The organism is Amaricoccus macauensis, assembly GCF_049800915.1.
GTDB classification, from domain to species: domain Bacteria; phylum Pseudomonadota; class Alphaproteobacteria; order Rhodobacterales; family Rhodobacteraceae; genus Amaricoccus; species Amaricoccus macauensis_A.
The window spans coordinates 444473-465744 of sequence record NZ_JBNAFY010000003.1; the positions used below are offsets into that span (position 1 = coordinate 444473).

At 58.9% G+C, this 21272-nt stretch carries 19 protein-coding genes and 1 tRNA gene; 4 read left to right on the forward strand and 16 right to left on the reverse strand.

From position 1 onward, the window contains the following. Positions 1-210: 210 nt before the first annotated feature. The 6 genes from ACP15W_RS09885 to ACP15W_RS09910 all read right to left on the reverse strand — a co-directional run bounded on the left by ACP15W_RS09885 (position 211) and on the right by ACP15W_RS09910 (position 6179). Positions 211-612: a F0F1 ATP synthase subunit epsilon gene (locus tag ACP15W_RS09885; RefSeq protein WP_424932712.1), complete on the reverse strand. Its 402-nt coding sequence runs from the start codon at positions 610-612 to the stop codon at positions 211-213. Positions 613-624: 12 nt separating this feature from the next. Then, on the reverse strand, positions 625-2052 hold the full coding sequence (atpD, locus tag ACP15W_RS09890) for a F0F1 ATP synthase subunit beta (RefSeq protein WP_424932713.1): 1428 nt from the start codon (positions 2050-2052) through the stop codon (positions 625-627). A gap of 19 nt (positions 2053-2071) precedes the next feature. Then, positions 2072-2947 (reverse strand): F0F1 ATP synthase subunit gamma, encoded by an 876-nt coding sequence (locus ACP15W_RS09895; protein WP_424932714.1) that lies wholly within the window; start codon positions 2945-2947, stop codon positions 2072-2074. Between the two features lie 27 nt (positions 2948-2974). After that, positions 2975-4513, reverse strand: a complete 1539-nt coding sequence (atpA, locus tag ACP15W_RS09900; protein WP_424932715.1) for a F0F1 ATP synthase subunit alpha — start codon at positions 4511-4513, stop codon at positions 2975-2977. Then, positions 4513-5073, reverse strand: coding sequence for a F0F1 ATP synthase subunit delta (locus ACP15W_RS09905; RefSeq protein ID WP_424932716.1), 561 nt, complete (start codon positions 5071-5073; stop codon positions 4513-4515). Before ACP15W_RS09905 ends, atpA begins: the two co-directional genes overlap by 1 nt. Positions 5074-5363: 290 nt before the next feature. Then, on the reverse strand, positions 5364-6179 hold the full coding sequence (locus ACP15W_RS09910) for a class I SAM-dependent methyltransferase (protein ID WP_424932717.1): 816 nt from the start codon (positions 6177-6179) through the stop codon (positions 5364-5366). A gap of 70 nt (positions 6180-6249) precedes the next feature. On the opposite strand from ACP15W_RS09910, the gene gloB reads away from it, so the two are divergent. Further along, entirely contained in the window at positions 6250-7017 is a 768-nt protein-coding gene (gene gloB, locus ACP15W_RS09915) for a hydroxyacylglutathione hydrolase (protein WP_424932718.1), read from the forward strand. Between the two features lie 196 nt (positions 7018-7213). After that, positions 7214-9538, forward strand: a complete 2325-nt coding sequence (gene clpA / locus ACP15W_RS09920; protein ID WP_424932719.1) for an ATP-dependent Clp protease ATP-binding subunit ClpA — start codon at positions 7214-7216, stop codon at positions 9536-9538. Between the two features lie 107 nt (positions 9539-9645). Here the strand turns inward: clpA and ACP15W_RS09925 are convergent, their stop codons facing one another. Both ACP15W_RS09925 and ACP15W_RS09930 read right to left on the reverse strand, forming a co-directional pair. Then, positions 9646-10215 (reverse strand): hypothetical protein, encoded by a 570-nt coding sequence (locus ACP15W_RS09925; RefSeq protein ID WP_424932720.1) that lies wholly within the window; start codon positions 10213-10215, stop codon positions 9646-9648. Between the two features lie 954 nt (positions 10216-11169). Further along, on the reverse strand, positions 11170-11778 hold the full coding sequence (locus ACP15W_RS09930) for a glutathione S-transferase (RefSeq protein ID WP_424932721.1): 609 nt from the start codon (positions 11776-11778) through the stop codon (positions 11170-11172). 490 nt (positions 11779-12268) lie between these two features. Here ACP15W_RS09930 and ACP15W_RS09935 point away from each other — a divergent pair, with 490 nt between their 5' ends. After that, a complete protein-coding gene (locus ACP15W_RS09935; protein ID WP_424932722.1) occupies positions 12269-12406 on the forward strand; it encodes an entericidin A/B family lipoprotein in 138 nt (45 codons plus the stop codon). Positions 12407-12419: 13 nt separating this feature from the next. Here the strand turns inward: ACP15W_RS09935 and mtaB are convergent, their stop codons facing one another. Both mtaB and dapF read right to left on the reverse strand, forming a co-directional pair. Next, positions 12420-13691, reverse strand: a complete 1272-nt coding sequence (gene mtaB, locus ACP15W_RS09940; RefSeq protein WP_424932723.1) for a tRNA (N(6)-L-threonylcarbamoyladenosine(37)-C(2))-methylthiotransferase MtaB — start codon at positions 13689-13691, stop codon at positions 12420-12422. Continuing rightward, positions 13688-14542 carry a diaminopimelate epimerase gene (gene dapF, locus ACP15W_RS09945; protein ID WP_424932724.1) on the reverse strand — a complete coding sequence of 285 codons (855 nt, stop codon included), beginning with the start codon at positions 14540-14542 and terminating at the stop codon, positions 13688-13690. The genes mtaB and dapF overlap by 4 nt, the downstream gene beginning before the upstream one ends. A 149-nt stretch (positions 14543-14691) precedes the next feature. Here dapF and ACP15W_RS09950 point away from each other — a divergent pair. Further along, positions 14692-14767, forward strand: a tRNA-Lys gene (locus ACP15W_RS09950). Positions 14768-15149: 382 nt separating this feature from the next. Here the strand turns inward: ACP15W_RS09950 and ACP15W_RS09955 are convergent. The 6 genes from ACP15W_RS09955 to iolG form a co-directional block, all read right to left on the reverse strand. Further along, positions 15150-15848 carry a haloacid dehalogenase type II gene (locus tag ACP15W_RS09955; protein WP_424932725.1) on the reverse strand — a complete coding sequence of 233 codons (699 nt, stop codon included), beginning with the start codon at positions 15846-15848 and terminating at the stop codon, positions 15150-15152. Between the two features lie 219 nt (positions 15849-16067). Beyond that, entirely contained in the window at positions 16068-16847 is a 780-nt protein-coding gene (locus tag ACP15W_RS09960; RefSeq protein ID WP_424932726.1) for a TIM barrel protein, read from the reverse strand. A 149-nt stretch (positions 16848-16996) separates the two neighbouring features. Continuing rightward, positions 16997-17815, reverse strand: a complete 819-nt coding sequence (locus ACP15W_RS09965) for an ATP-binding cassette domain-containing protein (protein ID WP_424932727.1) — start codon at positions 17813-17815, stop codon at positions 16997-16999. 1 nt (position 17816) lies between these two features. Further along, positions 17817-18920, reverse strand: coding sequence for an ABC transporter permease (locus tag ACP15W_RS09970; RefSeq protein WP_424932728.1), 1104 nt, complete (start codon positions 18918-18920; stop codon positions 17817-17819). A 75-nt stretch (positions 18921-18995) separates the two neighbouring features. Then, positions 18996-19922, reverse strand: a complete 927-nt coding sequence (locus ACP15W_RS09975) for a sugar ABC transporter substrate-binding protein (protein WP_424932729.1) — start codon at positions 19920-19922, stop codon at positions 18996-18998. A 194-nt stretch (positions 19923-20116) separates the two neighbouring features. Continuing rightward, entirely contained in the window at positions 20117-21109 is a 993-nt protein-coding gene (gene iolG, locus ACP15W_RS09980; protein ID WP_424932730.1) for an inositol 2-dehydrogenase, read from the reverse strand. Positions 21110-21272 lie beyond the last annotated feature (163 nt).

Sequence of the window (21272 nt, forward strand, 5' to 3'; positions counted from 1 at the left end):
AAAGCTATCGTCACATGTTCACGGAGTCCTGCCGATGAACTCTGGGACAATTACCACGCGCGCTTCGCGGATACGCGTGCGTCGACATACGCGTGTTACGGATACTGAGCGAAGCGCGAGGAATATACGGGTCTTACGCAAAAACGGCCCCCGTAGGGGCCGCCAGATACAAGACCGAGAGACACACGCGCTAAACCGCGTGAAACTCGTTCACAGTGAAAGCTGCGCCTTCAGCGCGGCAACGTCGCGAACGCGCTGCGAAGCCAAAAGACGATTCTCGTCACCTTTGGCCTCCTTTAGTTCATAATCCGCATCCGCAACAAGCTTTTCCAGCATCTCGTTGCTGAACTCGGCCCGAGGAACCGCAAGCTCCGCAAGAACCGAGGCCGCATTCGGCGTTACTTCCGCAAACCCGCCGGTGACGACGAACTCACTGGAATCAGCCCCGGCCTCTACCTTCACGACACCCGGACGCAAGGTCGTCAGCAGCGGAGAATGCTCCGGCATCGCGGTGAAGTCACCTTCCATGCCGGGCATCTGCACGCTCGTGGCTGCCACGGAGGCGAGCTTGCGCTCCGGGCTCACCAGATCGAACTGCATTGTATCAGCCATTGCCTACCTCGCTCAGGCTGCTTCCGCAGCCATCTTCTCGGCTTTCGCGATTGCCTCGTCGATACCCCCGACCATGTAGAATGCCGATTCTGGCAGGTGGTCGAATTCGCCAGCAACCACGCGCTTGAAGCTGTCGATGGTGACCTCGAGCGGGACCTGGACGCCCGGGGAACCGGTAAAGACCTCGGCGACATCAAAGGGCTGCGACAGGAAGCGCTGGATCTTGCGGGCACGCGCAACCGTAAGCTTGTCCTCTTCGGAGAGCTCATCCATGCCGAGGATGGCGATGATGTCCTGAAGCGACTTGTAGCGCTGGAGAATTCCCTGCACGTCGCGCGCCACTTGGTAGTGGTCTTCACCCACGACCATAGGATCGAGAATTCGGCTGGTGGAGTCGAGCGGGTCGACAGCCGGATAAATGCCGAGTTCGGAGATCGCGCGGCTGAGAACCGTCGTTGCGTCGAGGTGGGCAAAGGATGTTGCCGGCGCGGGGTCAGTGAGGTCGTCTGCGGGAACGTAAATCGCCTGAACCGAAGTGATCGAGCCGTTCCGGGTCGACGTGATGCGCTCCTGCAGGGCCCCCATGTCCGTGGCGAGAGTGGGCTGGTATCCCACCGCCGAAGGGATACGTCCCAGCAACGCAGACACCTCGGACCCCGCCTGCGTGAAGCGGAAGATGTTGTCCACGAAGAAGAGAACGTCGGTCCCGGACTGGTCGCGGAACTGTTCGGCCATGGTCAGACCGGTCAGAGCAACACGCGAACGTGCGCCCGGCGGTTCGTTCATCTGGCCGTACACCAGAGCAACCTTCGACTTGGTCAGGTCGTCGGCGTTGATAACGCCGGATTCGATGAACTCGTGATAAAGGTCGTTCCCTTCACGGGTCCGCTCACCCACACCCGCGAAGACCGAGTATCCAGAGTGAACCTTCGCGATGTTGTTGATGAGTTCCTGAATGAGAACCGTCTTGCCGACGCCGGCACCCCCGAAGAGACCGATCTTACCGCCCTTGGAGTACGGCGCCAGAAGATCGATGACCTTGATGCCAGTCACGAGAATCTCAGTCTCGGTGGACTGCTCGGAGAACTCGGGAGCCGAAGCATGAATGGGGCGTCTTTCAGAGGACTCAACAGGTCCCTTCTCATCCACGGAATCGCCAACGACGTTCACAATGCGGCCAAGCGTCGCATCTCCAACCGGGATCGAGATCGGACCACCGGTATCGGTCACCCTTGCGCCTCGAACCAGCCCGTCGGTGCCGTCCATGGCGATCGCGCGAACCGTCGATTCGCCAAGATGCTGAGCAACTTCGAGAACGAGGCGCTTGCCATTGTTGTCCGTCTCGAGCGCATTCAGAATCTCAGGCAGGTGACCTTCGAACTGAACATCGACCACGGCGCCGATGACCTGTGTAATCTTTCCGACAGCGATATCTGCCATTGCTATGGTCTCCGTATCCTTAGAGCGCTTCGGCGCCAGCAATAATCTCGATGAGCTCGGTGGTGATCGCAGCTTGACGCGAACGGTTGTACTGGATCGTCAGTCGGTCGATCATGTCGCCCGCGTTGCGCGTCGCGTTGTCCATCGCACTCATCCTCGCGCCCTGTTCGGACGCGGCGTTTTCCAGAAGCGCTGTGAAGATCTGGGTGGCGATACCGCGCGGAAGCAGGTCCGCCAGGATCGCACCCTCTTCGGGTTCATATTCATATTGTGCGCCACCGCCGGAAGATTCGGCTTCCTCGAATTCCGCCGGTATGAGCTGACGTCGCGTCGGGATCTGGGTGATCACGTTCTCGAAGCGGCTGAAGAACACCGAACAGACGTCAAACTCACCTTCGTTGAAGCGATGCAGCACCTTGTGCGAGATATCAACGGCGTTGGCATAGCCAATCCGCTTCACTTCGCTGAGGTCGACATGCTCGACGATCAGGTGATTGAAGTCCCGACGTAGCATCTCGCGGCCCTTCTTGCCGACCGTCATGATCTTTACGGCCTTGCCTTCGGCCAGAAGTTTTTCGAGATGCGCACGCGCCTGCTTGACGATCGACGAGTTGAAGCCGCCGCACAGACCTCGTTCGGCCGTGGCGATCACGAGAAGATGCGTGTCGCTTTTGCCGGTCCCGGCCAGAAGACGCGGTGCCGACGGTCCGGTTCCGACACCGGCAGCCAAGTTTCCAAGAACTGTCTCCATGCGCTCGGCATAGGGCCGTGCGCTTTCGGCGGCTTCCTGGGCGCGACGGAGCTTTGCCGCCGCGACCATCTGCATGGCTTTGGTGATCTTTCGCGTCGATTTGACGCTTTCGATCCGGATTTTCAGGTCCTTAAGGCTCGGCATGGGCCGCGCTCCCTCCTTCGATCCGGGTTAGGCGAATGTCTTGGCGAACGCGTCGATCACCGAGTCGATCTCTTTCTCAAGGTCACCGGCGACTTTCTGGTCCTGGTTCTTGATCTTGTCGAGAAGATCGGCGTTGTTGTTGCGAACATGCCCGAGAAGACCCTTCTCGAACCTCCCGACATCACGGACCGGAAGCTTGTCGAGATAACCGTGCGTGCCAGCGTAGATCACGATGACCTGCTCCGCGTTCGTCAACGGGGAATACTGCGGCTGCTTGAGCAGCTCGACAAGGCGCGCACCCCGGTTCAGCAACCGCTGTGTCGCGGCGTCGAGATCGGAACCGAACTGTGCAAAGGCCGCCATCTCGCGGTACTGTGCCAGCTCTAGCTTGATCGAACCCGCGACCGATTTCATTGCCTTCGTCTGTGCGGAGGAACCAACGCGGCTCACCGAGAGACCGACGTTCACGGCCGGACGGATGCCCTGGTAGAAGAGTTCGCTTTCGAGGAAGATCTGCCCGTCAGTAATCGAAATCACGTTGGTCGGGATGTAGGCCGAAACGTCGCCAGCCTGTGTTTCAATGATCGGAAGCGCTGTCAGCGAACCCGCACCATGATCTTCGTTGAGTTTAGCAGCGCGCTCGAGAAGGCGTGAATGGAGGTAGAAAACGTCGCCTGGATATGCTTCGCGACCTGGCGGGCGGCGAAGAAGGAGTGACATCTGGCGATACGAGACAGCCTGCTTCGAGAGGTCATCGTAGATGATGAGCCCGTGCATGCCGTTGTCCCGGAAATACTCCGCCATGGCACAAGCCGAATACGGCGCGAGATACTGCATCGGTGCAGGCTCGGATGCGGTTGCGGCGACGACGATCGAGTATTCGATCGCACCCGTTTCCTCAAGCTTGCGAACCAGCTGTGCAACGGTGGAGCGCTTCTGACCGACAGCCACATAGACGCAGTAGAGCTTCTGGCTCTCATCGTCACCTGCAGCTTCGTTGTAAACCTTCTGGTTCAGGATCGTGTCGAGCGCCACAGCAGTCTTGCCGGTCTGACGGTCGCCGATGATCAACTCGCGCTGACCGCGTCCGATCGGGATCAGCGCGTCGATTGCCTTGAGACCAGTTGCCATCGGCTCGTGAACCGACTTCCGCGGAATGATGCCAGGCGCCTTGGAGTCGGAGACGCTCCGTTCGGTGGCCTCGATCGGACCCTTGCCGTCAATCGGGTTGCCAAGGGCGTCAACGACACGGCCCAGCAGGCCCTTGCCCACCGGCACGTCCACGATGGAACGGGTGCGCTTGACGACATCGCCTTCCTTGATGTCCCGGTCGGAGCCGAAGATCACGACACCGACGTTGTCCATCTCGAGGTTCAGCGTCATACCCCGGATACCACCGGGAAATTCGACCATTTCGCCGGCCTGGACGTTGTCGAGGCCGTGGACACGGGCGATACCGTCACCGACGGAGAGCACGCGGCCAACCTCAGCGACCTCGGCCTCCTGCCCGAAATTCTTGATCTGCTCCTTGAGGATCGCGGAGATTTCAGCGGCTTGGATCGTCATTATCCGACCTCTTTCATGACATTCTGGAGATTGGCGAGCTTGGCGCGGATCGAAGTGTCGATCATCTTGGAACCGACTTTGACCACGAGACCGCCGATTAGGCTTTCATCCACATTGACGCTGAGACGGATGTCACTGCCAACACTTTTCTTGAGCGTCGAAACCAGCTGATCCGTCTGTTCTGCGGTCAGCTCGCGTGCGGAGGTTACCTCGGCGACAACCTCACCGCGATCTTCCGCGATCATCGATTTGAGCTGGGAGATAAGACCGGGCAGAACGAACAGGCGCCGATTGGACGCCATCAGCCCGATCGTATTGGCTGTTTCCTGGCAAAGCCCCATCTTTTCAGCCAGTGCCCGAACCGCATTGCGCTGATCCTCTCGACTGTAGATTGGCGAGGAGATCAGTTTCCTCAGATCCGCACTTTCGGCGAGAGCCCCCTCAAGGGCCTGCAGATCCGATTCGACCTGAGACAGGGAACCGTTTTCCTTGGCTAGATCAAAAAGGGCGGCGGCGTAACGCCCGGCTACCCCTGAGGTCAAAGATGCTGAGCTGGACACTTACACCCCTTCGCAGTTTCATCCCCAGGCGACAGATGGCCCAAGATTCTTCTGTTGGAATGGCGGTGCTCCCGGACCGCCAAAATCGGCGCGGTGATAGCAGAGCCTATAGTGCATGGCAATACGATTGCGGTGCAATATCCGGCTGAATTCGCCGCAGATTGCAAGGCCTTGCATCGGACAATGGTGGGAACTGCCTCGATGACCCGCAAGTCGGGGTCGTGGCCGGCACACGAAATCGCGATGTGTCAGAATCGCTCCTTAGTCCGTTGGATCAACGGCTTGTCTCGTCAGTTTCTGCTTCGGCAGGTCGACGGAACTACCGGCCTCTCCCTTGCGAGTTTCGCAGATGTCAGGCTGGACGCCGGCTTCGGAGGCTTGCCTCGCAATCCCTCGAGAACTTCGAGCGCCCCGGGCAGAACTGATGGCGATCCGCCATTCGGGCGGGCATAGACCTGCTTTCCCGCCTCAAGCAGAAGCGCTCCTGCGATCAATCTGGGGTCATAGCGGCGCCCCATCCTTTCCCACAGACCAGCCGTTCGGTGCCAGAATTTGCGGTGGGTTGGTGGCCAGTAGAGCGCAGCCGCGTCCCGCATCGGGCAAAAACGGTGCTTCTCGAGCTGGGCCTCGAGTTGCCCTACCGTGTATGGACGCCCGTTACCGAATGGCGTGATGTCTCTGCGCGCCCATAGACCAGCCCGGTTCGGCACCACGAAAACAGCCTGCCCTCCCGGAGCCAGCACACGCCAGATTTCCGCCAGCAAATCGACCGGATGCTCGCTCGTCTCAAAACCATGAGCCACGATGAGTCTGTCAATACTCCCCGCAGCCAGCGGCCAGTGGGTTTCCTCTACCAGCGCCGACACATTTGGAGCCCCGCTCGGCCAGGGCATGACACCCTGTTGCGCCGGCATCAGGCTGATCACGCGCTCGGCTTCCCCCAGAAATGGGCGCAAAAGCGGTGCCGCGAACCCGAATCCGGCGAGACGCAACCCGTGCACATCCGGCCAGAAAGCGCGAAGCGCTTCCTGGAGGGCTCTCTGCGTGGAACGGCCCAGGCGTGTCCGATAATAGAAAGCCCGGAGATCGAGCACGTCCTGATGCATTGCGTCATCCTAGCCGATGCGACAGACTCCGCCAAGTTCGCCCATGGGTTCGCAGCGGAGGGAAACCGTCATGTCACTTGAAGTCGTAACCATTCCCTGCCTATCGGACAATTACGCTTATATCCTTCGAGACAATGCGACAGGGAAGGTCGCACTCGTTGATGCTCCCGAAGCAGGCCCCATCGCAAGGGCCCTCGGTGAGCGAACCTGGTCGTTGGACCTCATCCTGATCACGCACCACCACAACGACCACATCGCTGGTGTCGATGAACTCAAAGAGAAATTTGGCGCACGTGTTGCCGGAGCGACAGCCGATGCGCACCGACTGCCGAAACTGGATATGGCCCTGTCGGAAGGGGATTCGATTGATCTAGGTGAAAGCCGGGCGATCGTGCTGGATGTTCCCGGACATACGGTCGGTCACATCGCGTTCTTCTTCCCCGTAGCCAAAGCACTATTCTCGGCGGATAGCCTGATGGCGCTCGGATGCGGTCGATTGTTCGAAGGCACACCGGACCAGATGTGGGAAAGCCTCTGCAAGATGGCAGCCCTTCCCGGCGATACCAAAGTCTATTCCGGCCACGAATATTCCCTCTCGAACGCCAAATTTGCCCTGAGCGTCGACCCGGAAAACCCGGCATTGAAAGCGAGGTGCGAGGATATTAAACTAAAACGTAGCAAGGGTTCGCCTACGGTTCCCGTGTTTCTGAGCATCGAACAGGAAACAAACCCGTTTATTCGCGCCGCCGACCCAGCTCTAAAAGCGGAACTTGGCCTCTCACAGCAAACAGATGCACAAGTTTTTGCCGAGATCCGCAAGCGCAAGGATTCTTTCTGAGCAATCATGAAAAGTTGAGCGGAAATTAGGCAGCGCAGGAATAAATGGCTTTGAGCCCCCGGATGCTGAGAGCATACTCGGATCTGGAAGCGAATGGAACAAACCGAAGATTAACCGGCGAAGGGTAAGCTGTCCGTATCTTGCCCTGAAGGCCGGTTCCCCAGACCGGCGGGTTCAGACCGGAAGGACGCAGAGAATGCCCTCTTTCTCCAGTACCCTCGAAGCCGCAATTCATAATGCTCTCGGCCACGCGAACCAGCGCAAGCACGAACTCGCGACACTGGAGCATCTGCTGCTGGCCCTTTTGGACGAGCCTGACGCTGCACGCGTGATGAAGGCTTGTGGCGTAGAGATCGACAGTCTCCGGAAGACCATCGTGGCCTTTCTGGACGAGGAACTCGATGCCCTCGTCTCTGACATCGAGGGTTCGGAAGCCGCACCCACGACCGGCTTCCAGCGTGTGATTCAGCGCGCGGCAATCCATGTTCAGAGTTCGGGTCGATCCGAAGTTACCGGGGCAAACGTCCTCGTCGCGATCTTCGCCGAGCGCGAAAGCCACGCGGCCTACTTCCTTCAGGAACAGGATATGACCCGCTATGACGCGGTAAATTACATCAGCCATGGTGTCGCCAAGGACCCGTCCTACGGCGAATCCCGCCCCGTAAAAGGTGCAGAAACCGCGGAGGAACCGAAAACGCAGGCTCAACCCAACAAGGACGCCGAAGAGACCGCGCTGCAGAAGTATTGCGTCGATCTCAACGAAAAGGCCGAGCAGGGCGACGTCGATCCACTGATCGGGCGCCATCACGAGGTGGAGCGGTGCATCCAGGTGCTCTGCCGACGCCGTAAGAACAACCCGCTGCTTGTCGGCGATCCCGGGGTCGGAAAGACCGCGATCGCGGAGGGCCTCGCACGCAAGATTGTCGATGGTGACACACCATCGGTGCTGACCGACACGACGATCTTCTCGCTCGACATGGGCGCTCTTCTTGCAGGAACGCGCTACCGCGGCGATTTCGAAGAGCGGCTCAAGGCCGTCATGAAGGAGCTCGAAGCGCACCCGAATGCGATTCTCTTCATTGACGAAATTCATACGGTCATCGGGGCCGGTGCCACTAGCGGTGGCGCCATGGATGCGTCGAATCTCCTAAAGCCGGCACTTCAGTCGGGCTCGCTGCGCTGCATGGGGTCCACCACCTACAAGGAGTATCGGCAGCACTTCGAGAAGGATCGAGCACTCTCGCGGCGATTCCAGAAGATCGATGTGAACGAGCCGAGCGTCGAAGATGCTTTCAAGATCCTGAAGGGTCTGAAGCCCTATTTTGAAGAGCACCACGATATCCGTTACACGCAGGATGCGATCCGGACCGCCGTCGATCTTTCGGCGCGCTACATTCATGATCGCAAGCTGCCGGACAAGGCGATCGATGTGATCGACGAGGCCGGAGCCGCACAGCATCTTCTGCCCGACACGCGTCGCCGGAAAACGATCGGCACCAAGGAGATCGAGGCAGTGGTCGCCAAGATCGCCCGCATTCCTCCAAAGAATGTCTCCAAGGATGATGCCGAGGTGCTGAAGGATCTCGAAGGTTCGCTGAAGCGCGTCGTCTTCGGCCAAGACAAGGCAATCGAGGCGCTGTCCGCCGCAATCAAGCTGGCCCGTGCCGGTCTGCGCGAACCGGAAAAGCCGATCGGCAACTACCTTTTCACCGGCCCCACAGGCGTCGGAAAAACGGAAGTCGCCAAGCAGCTTGCGGATACACTCGGTGTGGAACTGCTGCGCTTCGACATGTCGGAATACATGGAGAAGCACACCGTCAGCCGTCTCATCGGTGCACCTCCAGGCTATGTCGGCTTCGACCAGGGTGGCCTGCTCACCGATGGCGTGGACCAGCACCCGCATTGCGTCCTGCTCCTCGACGAGATGGAAAAGGCGCATCCGGATGTCTACAATATCCTGCTTCAGGTAATGGATAACGGAAAGCTGACAGACCACAACGGCCGGACCGTCGACTTCCGCAACGTGGTCCTGATCATGACCTCGAACGCAGGCGCCGCGGAGCAGGCCAAGGAAGCCGTCGGCTTCGGACGCGCGCGGCGCGAAGGAGAAGATACGGCAGCTGTCGAACGGACGTTCAGTCCAGAATTCCGCAATCGTCTCGACGCCGTCATCGGCTTCGCACCCCTCGCAAAAGAGGTCATTCTCCGAGTGGTCGAAAAGTTTGTTCTTCAGCTCGAAGCGCAGCTTATGGATCGCAATGTCCAGATCGAGCTTTCCACGGAAGCCGCGGAATGGCTCGGCGACAAGGGCTACGACGACAAGATGGGCGCGCGGCCTCTCGGTAGGATCATCCAGGAGAACATCAAGAAACCGCTGGCCGAAGAACTGCTATTTGGCAAGCTCACCAAGGGCGGACTCGTTCGCGTGGTCGTCAAGGATGGCAAGCTCGAACTCAAGATCGAGCCTGCGGCCACGCCCCGCCTGTCGGCCAAGAAAACTCCCTTGCTTACGGCGGAGTAGGAGCCCCAAGGGAAATCGCGGCGGGCTACACTGGCCTGCCACCACACAGCGCGGGCCTCGGCTGACCCGCTGACATCAGCGAAAAGACCGGATCTTCCGGTCTTTTTCTATGGGCTCTTCACCCAGAGATCCAAGCGGCCCGGCTCCGCGTCCGGCAAGAGGTTGCCGTAATCCCTCACAGCCACCGCACCTCCATCCCCGCCCACGACTCCGGCAACGTCTTCCGCCAATTCGACCGCTGCTGGCCTGTCTGCGGTCAGATAGTAGCCGACCCGAGAGAGCGCGATTGGAAAGGAAATTTCCTCGACCATGATGCGCTCGTGACCAGACTGCTCCAACAATTCGAGCAATTGAGCCCGATCGTTCTCCGGAAAATTCGGACCGAGCCGCAGGCGAATCGCGAACGCTTCCGCCGCATCTTGAGCAGACCGGCTCGGTATCTGGCGTGGCAGCGGCGCAGGTGCCATGCCAGCCGGAGCAATGTCGGAAACCGACGAAATTTCTACGTTTTCCCCAAATGTTCCGCTTTCACCCTTCGCCATTGCGACGTCCGACACCCTCTCGGGTTCTGTCTTGACGAGTTCACTGTCCGATACAGCCTGTACTGACGGGCCTTCAACAACCTCGCCTCGCGACATTTCCCCACGAATGAACACCGCACCGGCAACGATCGCCAAGGCGAACAGCGCTCCTCCCAGAATGGCAGGATATAGACGAGCAGGCTCCCGCACCGTAGCAGAGCCCACCTGAACCGAAGGAGTATCAGCTGCGTCCGCCGGCGACACTTCCTGGGATCCATTTGTGCCCATGGGATCGTGGCACTGATCGGGCACAGGAGGTTCGATAGGGGGCTCGACCCTGCGCGAGAGATTTCCTGCTCCCGCATTCGGACCACCACGGCGGACTGGAAAAGCCGAATCACCGGACCCCGTGCTCGGAACAGATGGCGCACTACGCCATGGCCCGCTGACCGCGCCAGCGCGAATGTTGTCCCGCCGCCCCCAGTTCTTTGCCATCCTGCCGGATGAAGATTTCGTCTCTTCGCTCACAAGAACAACCCCCACGCCCGCGAGTTGCTCGCGACAAAAACACCCCGCAATAATACCCCACCCCGGGGTTACTCTGAAAGGCGCAATAGGGTTTATCGTTAAAGTAGACAATAATCCGAACGGACGAGTATTTCGAGTTTGGCCTCAAGCGTTACTGATTTCGAGAGAAGCTTGCCTTGGCTTGAATACTTTACAAGGTACAATTGGGGAGCATACTGAACGGAACTAGAAACAACACACTCGCTACAAACTGACATTTACTCCGGACCACCCTGCGATTAGCCAAATCGCGATTTTTCTGATGCTCTACTCTAAGGCGCCCCCCCGTGGCCTGCCTCTGCATAGCGCATTCAAATGTCAGATGTGTTACAAGTGGGCCAATCGCTGCAAAGCCATAGACTGGACGCGATTGACAACGATCTGGAACATGGACCTGGGATGGTCTCCGTCCGAAAGTTCGCGAACCCCCGCCATATGGACAAGGCACACGGCGCAATTCGCGTTCTCGGACCAGTATACTGAGATCGATTTAATCCCCCAAAGCCATACGCCGCGCGAAACGTCAGCTTTTCCAGCGGAGGTTCAGGACGCAGGGGCCGTGGCTTGCATGGAGGGCCGCGCCGAGAACTCGGCCTCCCAGCGGGCCAGCGCCGGCCGCCCGTTGCGCCACGCGCGGTCGGAGTGACGGTAGTCGAGATAGCCCAGCGCACAGCCTGTCGCGATCTGGGCAGCCCCAGGTGGCCCCGAAAGATGAGATATCCAGCGAGCTTCCAGCGCATCCAGCGAGCGCGCAACTTTTAGCCATTGCGCCTCGACCCATTTTTCAGAACGCTCCTCCGGCTCCCTGCACCGGCCCTCATAGACCATGAGCACGGCGGCTTCGGTCATACCGTGGGCCGTTGCTTCGAGCGTCAGTGCCTCCCAAAGGCCTGGCTCGTTGGGATAAAGTGTCCCCCCGGCCAGCGAATCGAGGTAGCGCGAAATGACGCGACTGTCATAAAGCGCGGGGCCGTCCGGTCGTTCAAGCGTTGGAATTTTTCCAGCCGGATTTTGCGATACAGGCAGCGTTCCCGGATTTATCGCGGTTCCGGAGGCGGTTACGATTTCGACCTGCCCGATCAATCCGGTTTCATGCAATGCGACCATGACCATCCGTACGAATGGCGATGCTGGCGAGCAATAGAGCCTCATGCGGGGTCTACGCGCCTGAACCGGACCCGTCCCACGGCGGACAGGTCGATCTCCAGCCCGCCCCCCTTCCCGGGCACTCGGAACGTCCGGCGCATACGGCCGTGGCCGTGCGCTGCGCGCTCCGCTTCTGCACGGTGAGAATGCATGTGAACACCCTCAGCCAGATCGTCGAGCACCTGTTCCCGATGGGGATCTTTAGGTTCCGAATTACGCGAGCGCGCTGCGTAGCTCGCCACTGCAATGACAGCGCCATAGCGGACGAGTGACCAGATAATTGGGGTCAGGGCGATGGGAGCCGCCATATCAAGATCTCCGGGGCCATACATTCCAAACTCAAGCATAAGAGCTCGAGACGTTTAATCAAATCAACTCCTGTAATTTCGCGATTGACCCTGGCGCGAACCGAGTTGCGCGATCCGCCTTTGATGCTAGACTTCCTGAGCCGGGCGCGCTGACCTGGTATCGCATCAACTACCGAGGCATAAAGTTCATGATTCGCCCGATCATCATAGTCGCCGCGTTTTTCGCCCTCACGGCCTGCAACACTGTCGAAGGCATGGGCCGCGACGTTTCGGCAGCAGGCAACAGTATGTCGGATACCGCTGACGACGTGAAAGGAAAAATGTAGGTCCGAGCCGGAATCAAACTGAGCTTGATGATAGCGGCTCAGCTGTCAAAGTCCCACACGCTTCAAGCCCCGATATCCTCGCCGGGACAATTTGACCGGGCTTGAAGCTTCCGTTGACCTGCGCCAGCGCAAAGCCTTCGGTACGACCCAGGTTCGGTTTTTCCATGAGAAGCGAAACCCGAGCTCCTTGGATAGCATCGAGATGTCGTGCCTTGCGTAGCTCCCCCAGCGCACGTAGCCGCGCCGCACGTTCTCGGACCACTTCCCCCTCAAGCTGAGGCATACGTGCAGCCGGTGTACCCGTTCGCGCACTGAACGGAAAGACATGCAGCCACGTCAGATCGCATTCCTCAACCAAGGCCAGACTGTTGGCAAACATCGCCTCGGTTTCGGTCGGGAAACCGGCAATGATGTCGGCACCGAATACAACCCCCGGTCTCGCCTTTCGAACGGCCTCGCAGAATGCTATCGCATCATCCCGTAGATGCCGCCGCTTCATCCGCTTCAGGATCATATTGTCGCCATGCTGGAGCGAAAGATGCAGATGCGGCATAAGCCGGGTCTCGCCACCGATCAGTTCAAGCAGCAGAGGGTCGACCTCGACCGAATCGATGGATGAGAGGCGAAGCCGCGGGAGGTCCGGAACACGCCTAAGAATGTCGCGAACCACCGATCCGAGCTTTGGAGCGCCCTCCAGATCACTGCCCCAACTTGTAAGGTCCACTCCCGTCAAAACGATCTCGTTGAAGCCCTTGTCACGCAACCGAGCTACCTGCTCGACAATGCGGCCTACCGGCACTGACCTGGAGTTTCCACGGCCGTAGGGTATGATGCAAAACGTGCAGCGATGGTCGCAACCGGTCTGCACCTGCACATAGGCACGAGCACGCGCACCAAGCCCGTCGACGAGTGGCGCTACGGCCTCCCGTTGCTCCATGATGTCGCCGACCATGACGCCACCGGCACTTTCGCCCGCAATGCGTGCCCACGATCCCGCACGCAATTTCTCCCCATTGCCGAGCACGACATCAACTTCTGGCATTTCGGAGAAGCGACTGCTCTCTGTCTGCGCCGCACAGCCCGTCACGATCACTCGCGCGTCCGGGTCTTTCCGCTTGGCCTTGCGGATTTGCTGCCGGGCTTGCCGCACCGCTTCGCTGGTCACCGCGCAGGTATTGACTACAACCGCATTCCCGATGCCTGCTTCTCGGGCGAGGTTTTGCATCACCTCGGTCTCGTAGGAATTCAGCCTGCACCCAAACGTGCGGAAATCCGGTGCTTTCATGTAAGGGCTCCGAGGAATTCCGGCGACAGGCTACCCTCGAAGACCAGAGCCGTCGGTCCAGCCATCCAGACGCCATCATCCTGCCAGTCGATGTCGAGAACACCGCCATCAAGGTACACCGCCACCTTCCGGTCAGTCAGGCCGCGCAACGCTGTCACCACGACACTTGCGCAAGCGCCGGACCCGCAGGCCTGTGTGATCATGCCGCCTCGCTCCCAAACGCGCATCCGGATTGCACCACGGTCAAAAACCTGCACGAACTCCACGTTCGTCCTCTCCGGGAACAACGCGTCATGCTCAAATCGTGGACCCTCTTTCTGAAGGTCAACCTGTTCGATGTCGTCCACGATGAAGACGCAATGCGGATTTCCCATGCCCGCCGCTCCCGGCGCGCCAGGCAGTGGAAGTGGATCAAGGGACAAATCGCGCGCAAGCGGCACCTTGTCCCAGGCTAACTCGGGTGGGCCCATATTCACCCGGATGAGGCCGTCCGACGCTCTTTCCGCCCGGAGGATCCCTCTGCCCGTGACAACCGCAAGCTCGAATATTCCGGCTTCCTCCATGAGGAGCCGCGCCACGCATCTGGTCGCATTGCCACAGGCAGCGGCGACGCTTCCGTCTGAATTCCAGAAATCAATCTGCGCTGCCGCCCCTTCGGTGGCGTCCCTGATGACAGCGAGCTGATCGAACCCGACACCACGATTGCGGTCTCCGAGCGCACGCGCAAGCTGCGGCGTTACGGGGTTCTCCCTGCCGCGCGCATCCAAAACAACAAAATCGTTGCCAAGACCGTGCATCTTGAGAAATCTCAAGCGAACGGCCTCCCCGTGTGTGTCAGATTCGTCCTTCATCGGCGTCATATAGGCGAACAGAGGCGCAACAACCAGAGTGCCGCGGCTTCTGGTGAATGCTGTACGGCCTGAAGTGAAATTCAGTGCTTCAAAAGGGAAGATTCGTTCTTGACCCCGCGGCGCTGCCCGCTTACCTCTCCGCCTCGTTTGGGCCCGTAGCTCAGTTGGTAGAGCAACTGACTTTTAATCAGTGGGTCACAGGTTCGAATCCTGTCGGGCTCACCAGAACTTCCAATGATCTCGCAAGGGACGGCCAGTGCGCTGTCTCTTGCCCGTCACCGGATTTATTGTCCCACTGCGCCGTAGATTTATTGCCAGCCACTACGAGTTGCTCTGCGTATTCTGTATTTGGCGCGAAGACTGGAAACGCCAGAAGCATGATTGTGATCTTATGCACTTCCAAGAAGTTGAGCACGGAAGGCGTCACACATCGTACCCGGCTGCATGCTGCATCTGACTTGCGAAGGTTATTCGCACCCAACCTCAAGTGAAGCTTCAGGCCCATTCCTTTCTTACGCGCCTTGCTCGCCGATGGTGCAGAGCCCCGGTCCAGAGCGTCCGCGAAGCTCGCCGAGACGACAGTGAAAGCATCGAAATTAGTGCAACTCTACGATCTAAGATTCCTTGCCATGATCAGGTCAGCCAGTTCAATGAGGTTGTCAGACGCGTAATCCGGTCTCGGAACGCCCTCCGCCATCAGCACATTGTTGTTTGGCCGAGCAATAAATGCCCCTCTCCAACCGGCAGATTGCGCCCCGATCGTATCCCAGAGGTGACAAGCAACCATGCATAATTCACCCGCCTCCACTTTCATCTCCGAAGCCACAAGTTCATAGGTCGCGGGATGCGGTTTGAATGCGCCGACCTCAGCCACACTGAAGCTACGGCTGAAAAACTGGGCTATCCCCGCCCTTTCGAGTGGGGTCGGTGAAGCTGTAGGTGCCGAATTGGTGAGGGTGACGAGCGTGAAACCGGCATCGCGCAACTTGCCCAGTGCTGGAGCTACATCGTCATATGCGGGCATTGAACCAATCAGAGATTTAAGTTCGGCGATATCGCTATCGCAAATTCTCACCTCCTTGTTCCCCCCTACCATCCGGAGCACACCGCCTGCGAGTTCACCAAACGGCGTGTAGTGCCCGGAAAGTGTCATCGTCTGTGAATAGAGAATCAACTCGGCGAACCATTCACGCAAGACTTCCGGCCTGCCGAACAGCCGTTCGAAAAGCGGTTCGAGGCTGGTAATGTCCAGAAGGGTTTCATTTACGTCAAAGACGATGACCGAAGGTGGTTTGTATTCCGACATGGGCAAGTTCTCCTAACTTCAGACGGCTAGTTCACCCATCTGCAGCATTCGCGATACTCTCTCAGGAATTCAAATAGCTTTGGCGCGATGGTTGGCCATCCGCGGTTCTACTGCCCTATTCGACAATTCACCCTCAAGATATCGACCGAGGCTGGACGGAAACCGAGAATTACGATGGGAAGAAGGGCGGGGCATTCCTCATAGGGAATGTCTATGCAACTACAGGGTAAAAGCCGCAACGAAGGCATCCACCGCCGCATCACTGTCGCCAGCCGCCCAGGCTTCCATGCCTACGGGGCCGATGTACCCCATCTTGTGCAGGGCCCTCGCAATGCCTGTGTAGTTGATTTCTCCGGTTCCGGGTTCGCAGCGCCCAGGATTGTCCGCAACCTGTACCTCTCCGATCCAGGGCAGGCATTTTTCGCACCAGCGCACCAGATCTCCCTCCCCGATCTGCGTATGATAAAGATCAAGGTTAATCCGAAGTTCAGGCCGATCAATCGAGGACACGAGCGCTAGCACATCTGCGGTCGAACCGAAGGGACAACCAGGGTGATCCATCAGGTTCAGGTTCTCCAGCGTGAACACCACGCCCTCATTTTCTGCCAGGTCACAAAGCCGCATCAGCGTGTCGCGCGCTTTCAGCCACATCTGACCATCGACAACTTCATGCTGCCAAATCGGAATGCCGCCATCGCCGAGTCCCGTGCCGTGCAGGTTAAGCTTGTCCACGCCGAGCCGCTTGCCAACCTGTGCCGTTTCCCGGGCGGAAGCCACCAGCATGTCGGCCCCATCAGCATCTGCGAGTCGCCCCTCCAGGTAACCGTTCATGATGGTGAAATTCGCACCAGTCGCTTCGAGTTTCGCAAGATCGTGGTCGGGATAGTTCCACAGACCAACCCCCAGGCCGCGCTCCCTGAGCCGAGCGGCGCGCCATTCGATGGGTTTGTCTAGCCAGAGCATCTCAGCACAGGCGGCAAGTGGAAAAGTCTGCGACATGGCGGAACCTCTGGTGAATGGGCGCCCAATGGCGTTCGGACAGCGCTTCGCAACTACTGAGAATGGAGAAAGAGGGGATCGCGGTGTTGCGATCCCCATATGCCCGTTCGGGCTTTCTTGGCACCGGGCGCTCCCGGTTTGCGAGAAACCTAGACGGTTCCTTCGAGCGAGCCCTCGAGCTGCGCCAGTTCCTGGCCACCAGCCATCAGATCCTGAAGCTCTTCTGGCGTGATCTCACCACGCTTTGCCGTCCCGAGCGTCTTCCCGCGATTTAGAACCGTGAAGCGGTCACCGACGGCCAGAGCGTGCCGCACATTGTGGCTGATAAAAACCACACCGACTCCCTGCTTGCGCACCCGGTCGATGGTTGCGAGTACATTGGAGGTCTGCCGCACGCCCAGGGCGGACGTCGGCTCGTCCAGGATCAGCACCCGTGCACCGAAATAGACGGCCCGCGCAATAGCTACCGTCTGGCGCTCACCGCCCGAAAGCGTCCCGACCGCCTGGTCCGGCCCGCGGAGGTTGATGCCCATCTTGCGCATCTCCTCCATCGTCACGGAATTGGCCGTATCGGTGTCGAAGCGGGTCATTATTCCCTTCCCCTTCGTGGGTTCCCGGCCCATGAAGAAGTTGCGCGTCACACTCATCAGCGGGATCATTGCGAGGTCTTGGAACACGGTCGCGATGCCAGCCTCCATCGCGTCGCGCGGGCTGCCGAAATTCATCGGCTTACCTTCGAAAAGGATCTCCCCCTTGGTCGGCTTGTGAACACCCGACATCGTCTTGATGAAGGTGGACTTGCCCGCGCCGTTGTCACCCAGGAGGCAGTGGCACTCACCCGGCCGAACATCGAAGCTGACACCTGCGAGCGCGATGATGTTGCCGAAGTGCTTCTCGATATCCTTCATCTCAACGATAGGTTTCGTATCCGGCGCATCGCCGTGATGGAACTTCGTATCAACGGTCATATCAACGCTCCCCCGTCACGCGCTTGCGGATCGCATTGTTGAAGAGAACGGCGATGAGAAGCATGCCGCCGAGGAAGACCTGAAACCAGTCCTGGTCGAAATTGGTGTAGGTCAGGCCGATGACAACCATGCCGAAGATTATGGCCCCGAAGAACGCACCAATGGCCGAGCCATAGCCGCCGGTGAGCAAACAGCCCCCGATCACGGCCGCGATAATGGCCTCGAACTCCTTCTGAAAGCCGCGGCGGGCATCCGTGGAGCCGGCGTCGATCACGGTGATGATAGCGACGAGGGCAGCGCAACAGGCGGTGATGACGAACAGCGTGATCTTGACCTTGTTGACCGGAACGCCGGAATTCGAAGCCGCGTTGCGATCGCCACCCGCTGCGAAAACCCAGTTCCCGACGGGTGTGCGCAGGAGGACATAGGTTGCAAGCAGCGCGAGCAGCAGGAACCACAAGATCTCGACCGGGATGCCAGGAACTTTCGGCACGCCGCTATTGAACGTGTCAATTACTCCCATGCTGGCCAGCCCCCTAAAGACAGGACCGAATGCATCGCCCGAAAAGAACGGGGTCAGGAAGTCGCCTTCGACTGCTTCGCGCACACCGCGAAGCTGGGTCGACCCACCTGTCGACAGCTTCAGTCCGACAAGCGACAATCCGCGGAAAATGAAGAGAAATGCGAGCGTGACGATGAAAGAGGGCAATCCGGAGCGGATCACGATCGTTCCATTGATCGCTCCGAAGAGCCCGGCAAAAACGAAGGTTGCTGGGATGGCCAGAATGAGCGGCAAACCCCAATTGACCGAACAGACCCCGAAGAACAGACCGGAGAAGGCAACCATGGATCCGATCGAGAGGTCGAATTCTCCCCCGATCATCAGGAGCGCGGCCCCGATCGCAAGAATGCCGAGTTGCGCCGCGGGGGTCATGAAGTTCATGAAGCCCGACAACGTGAACATTGATCCGTCGGCAGTGATCAAGAAGAAGATCGTCACGAGGATTACACCGGCTATGGCGCCAAGCTCGGGACGTTTCATCAGGCGAGTGACAAGAGGCTCCGTCTTCAGACGTTCGTCTTGCCGGACAGCGGTGTCGGACATTCTTCCTTCCCCCAATACCTTTGGTACCGTGAGCCACGGGAATGCGGCTCACGATGAAATTCCTGAAAGAGGCCGCTAGCGAATGCCCTGCGCGGAAAGCTCGACCACCTGCTCTGCCTTGTCTGCAGTAATCAAGTTCGGGCCCGAAGGAACGTCGCCGCCGGGAACGAGCCCGTAATCCGCATTCAGTGCCAGGAAGCTGACAGGCAGATATCCCTGGAGATACTGCTGCTGATCAAGCGCAAAGGCCGCCTTGCCATCCACGATGGCTTCCAGGAACGGTGCGGAAAGATCGAAAGTGGCGACCAGAACCTCACCTGTGCGACCGATCGCGTCCACTGCAGCCACCGCGGGCTCGCCGACGGTCGATGCGCCGAGGGCCATGACTGTATCAACATCCGGATTCGATTCGAGTGCCGCCTTCACCTTGGATTCGACCTGTGTCGGATCGTTCTCGGTCGGAACCACCTCGACGGTACCACCGAAGCCTTCCGCGAACCCGGCGCAGCGCTGGTCGAGGGAAACGTTGCCGACCTCCTGGTTCACGCAGATCGCATTGGTGCCCCCAAGCTCGGCGAGACGCTCACCGGCGGCAAGGCCTGCATCAAACTCGTCTTGGCCGACATGGAGCAGCGCACCAAGTTCCTTGGACACGTCGGAGCCGGAGTTCATCGAGATTACAGGAATGCCAGCATCGACGGCACGACGGATTGACGGGCCGAGCGCATCGGCATCGGGAATGGAAACAACAAGGCCGTCCGGCTCCTGGTTCACAGCGGCATCAATGAGCTGGCTCATCTGAACCATGTCAAAGGTCTCCGGCGAACGGAACTCAACATTGGCTCCAGTATGCTCACCGGCCTTTGCTACACCGTTCTTCACCACGGACCAGAACGGATCGTTCGCCTGTCCATGCGCCACAACGATGATATCCGCAGCAAACACGGGCGCCGAGACGGCGATCGTGGCCGCAGCTGTCACTGAAGCTAGCAGTTTGTTCATATTGACCTCCCATCGGGTTGATGTTCGGGTGGAAGCTTGCGCCACCCGTAGACCGGCCGTTGAGCGGCCGGAATTCTGCTTTGGATCGGTGCGCGCCGATCTTCTCTTCCTTATCGGACCCCGAAACGCTATGCACTTCAAGCATTTCCGCAGGATGCTGCCCAAATATCAGGCTTAACGAATTGCCCGTCGCCCTAGTGCGAAACGGTCACAGGCTTTCCGGTCCTCGCGGATTCTGTTGCCGCTTCCGCAAGTGCGAGCGCGCTGATTCCATCCTCGAGCGTGACCGGCACAGGGGAGTTTGCCACAACAGCCTCGACAAAAGCCGTCCATTCGGCGGCATAGGCGCGCATGTAGCGCTCGAGGAAGAAAAACTCCGGCTTGGCACTTGTCACACCGGCGGTAGTTGCCTTCGAGACAGTGTTTTCAAGGACATTGTCCGCAGAAAGAAGACCCTCGGAGCCGAGAAGTTCGACACGCTGGTCATAGCCATAAACTGCACGGCGGCTGTTCCGTATCACCGCGAGGCGTCCGTCGGCATACCGCATCGTGACGATAGCCGTATCGAAATCTCCAACTTCACCGATGGCGGGATCGACAATGGAGCTGCCCACCGCGGAGACTTCTTGCGGCACTGCACCCATCAGAAAGTTGGCCATGTCAAAGTCATGGATCATCATGTCCCGGAACAGACCGCCGGAAACCTTGATGTAGCTGACCGGGGGCGGTGCAGGGTCGAAAGACGTGACAGAAAGCAGTTCCGACTTGCCGATCTCTCCGGTTTCTGCCGCGACTTTCACGGCCGCAAAATTGGGGTCGAACCGGCGGTTGAACCCGATCATTACAGGAATGCCCGTTGCTTGGGCTTTCGCCAGACATTCCTTGGCACGAGCAAGCGAAAGATCCACCGGTTTCTCGCAGAGAACTGCTTTTCCGGCAGCCGTAGCGGCTTCGATGAGGTCGGAATGCGTGTCAGTGGAGGTGGCAACGAGAACCGCGTCAATGCTGCTATCTGCCAGAATTTCATCCGAGGAGCACGACTTAGCGGAGTACTTCGTCGCCAACGCGTCAGCTGCAGCCGTATTGACGTCGGAAACGGCGACAAGCGTGCTGCGCTCGTGTCCCGAAATATTGACAGCGTGCACCTGACCGATGCGGCCTGCTCCCAGCAGCCCAACCTTCAGCATTCGAGTATCCTCCCGACTCGTTATCTTATTTTGCCACACGGTGCTCTATCTTGCTCTCGTGAGCAAGGGCATTTTTGCTCTCGTGAGCAATTTTCTGGCTTGAGCGCTTTTAAAAGCCCGCGGTCCCTGCGCTTCAAACCTGACCCCTCAGTCCTGAATGCGG

Coding starts and splice junctions, on each gene's coding strand:
- ACP15W_RS09895 (WP_424932714.1), bottom strand. CDS start 2,947: ATGCCGAGCCTTAAGGACCTGAAAATCCGGATCGAAAGCGTCAAATCG.
- atpA (WP_424932715.1), bottom strand. CDS start 4,513: ATGACGATCCAAGCCGCTGAAATCTCCGCGATCCTCAAGGAGCAGATC.
- ACP15W_RS09975 (WP_424932729.1), bottom strand. CDS start 19,922: ATGAACAAACTGCTAGCTTCAGTGACAGCTGCGGCCACGATCGCCGTC.
- atpD (WP_424932713.1), bottom strand. CDS start 2,052: ATGGCAGATATCGCTGTCGGAAAGATTACACAGGTCATCGGCGCCGTG.
- iolG (WP_424932730.1), bottom strand. CDS start 21,109: ATGCTGAAGGTTGGGCTGCTGGGAGCAGGCCGCATCGGTCAGGTGCAC.
- ACP15W_RS09935 (WP_424932722.1), top strand. CDS start 12,269: ATGATTCGCCCGATCATCATAGTCGCCGCGTTTTTCGCCCTCACGGCC.
- ACP15W_RS09885 (WP_424932712.1), bottom strand. CDS start 612: ATGGCTGATACAATGCAGTTCGATCTGGTGAGCCCGGAGCGCAAGCTC.
- ACP15W_RS09965 (WP_424932727.1), bottom strand. CDS start 17,815: ATGACCGTTGATACGAAGTTCCATCACGGCGATGCGCCGGATACGAAA.
- clpA (WP_424932719.1), top strand. CDS start 7,214: ATGCCCTCTTTCTCCAGTACCCTCGAAGCCGCAATTCATAATGCTCTC.
- mtaB (WP_424932723.1), bottom strand. CDS start 13,691: ATGAAAGCACCGGATTTCCGCACGTTTGGGTGCAGGCTGAATTCCTAC.
- ACP15W_RS09955 (WP_424932725.1), bottom strand. CDS start 15,848: ATGTCGGAATACAAACCACCTTCGGTCATCGTCTTTGACGTAAATGAA.
- gloB (WP_424932718.1), top strand. CDS start 6,250: ATGTCACTTGAAGTCGTAACCATTCCCTGCCTATCGGACAATTACGCT.
- ACP15W_RS09970 (WP_424932728.1), bottom strand. CDS start 18,920: ATGTCCGACACCGCTGTCCGGCAAGACGAACGTCTGAAGACGGAGCCT.
- ACP15W_RS09960 (WP_424932726.1), bottom strand. CDS start 16,847: ATGTCGCAGACTTTTCCACTTGCCGCCTGTGCTGAGATGCTCTGGCTA.
- ACP15W_RS09910 (WP_424932717.1), bottom strand. CDS start 6,179: ATGCATCAGGACGTGCTCGATCTCCGGGCTTTCTATTATCGGACACGC.
- ACP15W_RS09930 (WP_424932721.1), bottom strand. CDS start 11,778: ATGAGGCTCTATTGCTCGCCAGCATCGCCATTCGTACGGATGGTCATG.
- dapF (WP_424932724.1), bottom strand. CDS start 14,542: ATGAAGGACGAATCTGACACACACGGGGAGGCCGTTCGCTTGAGATTT.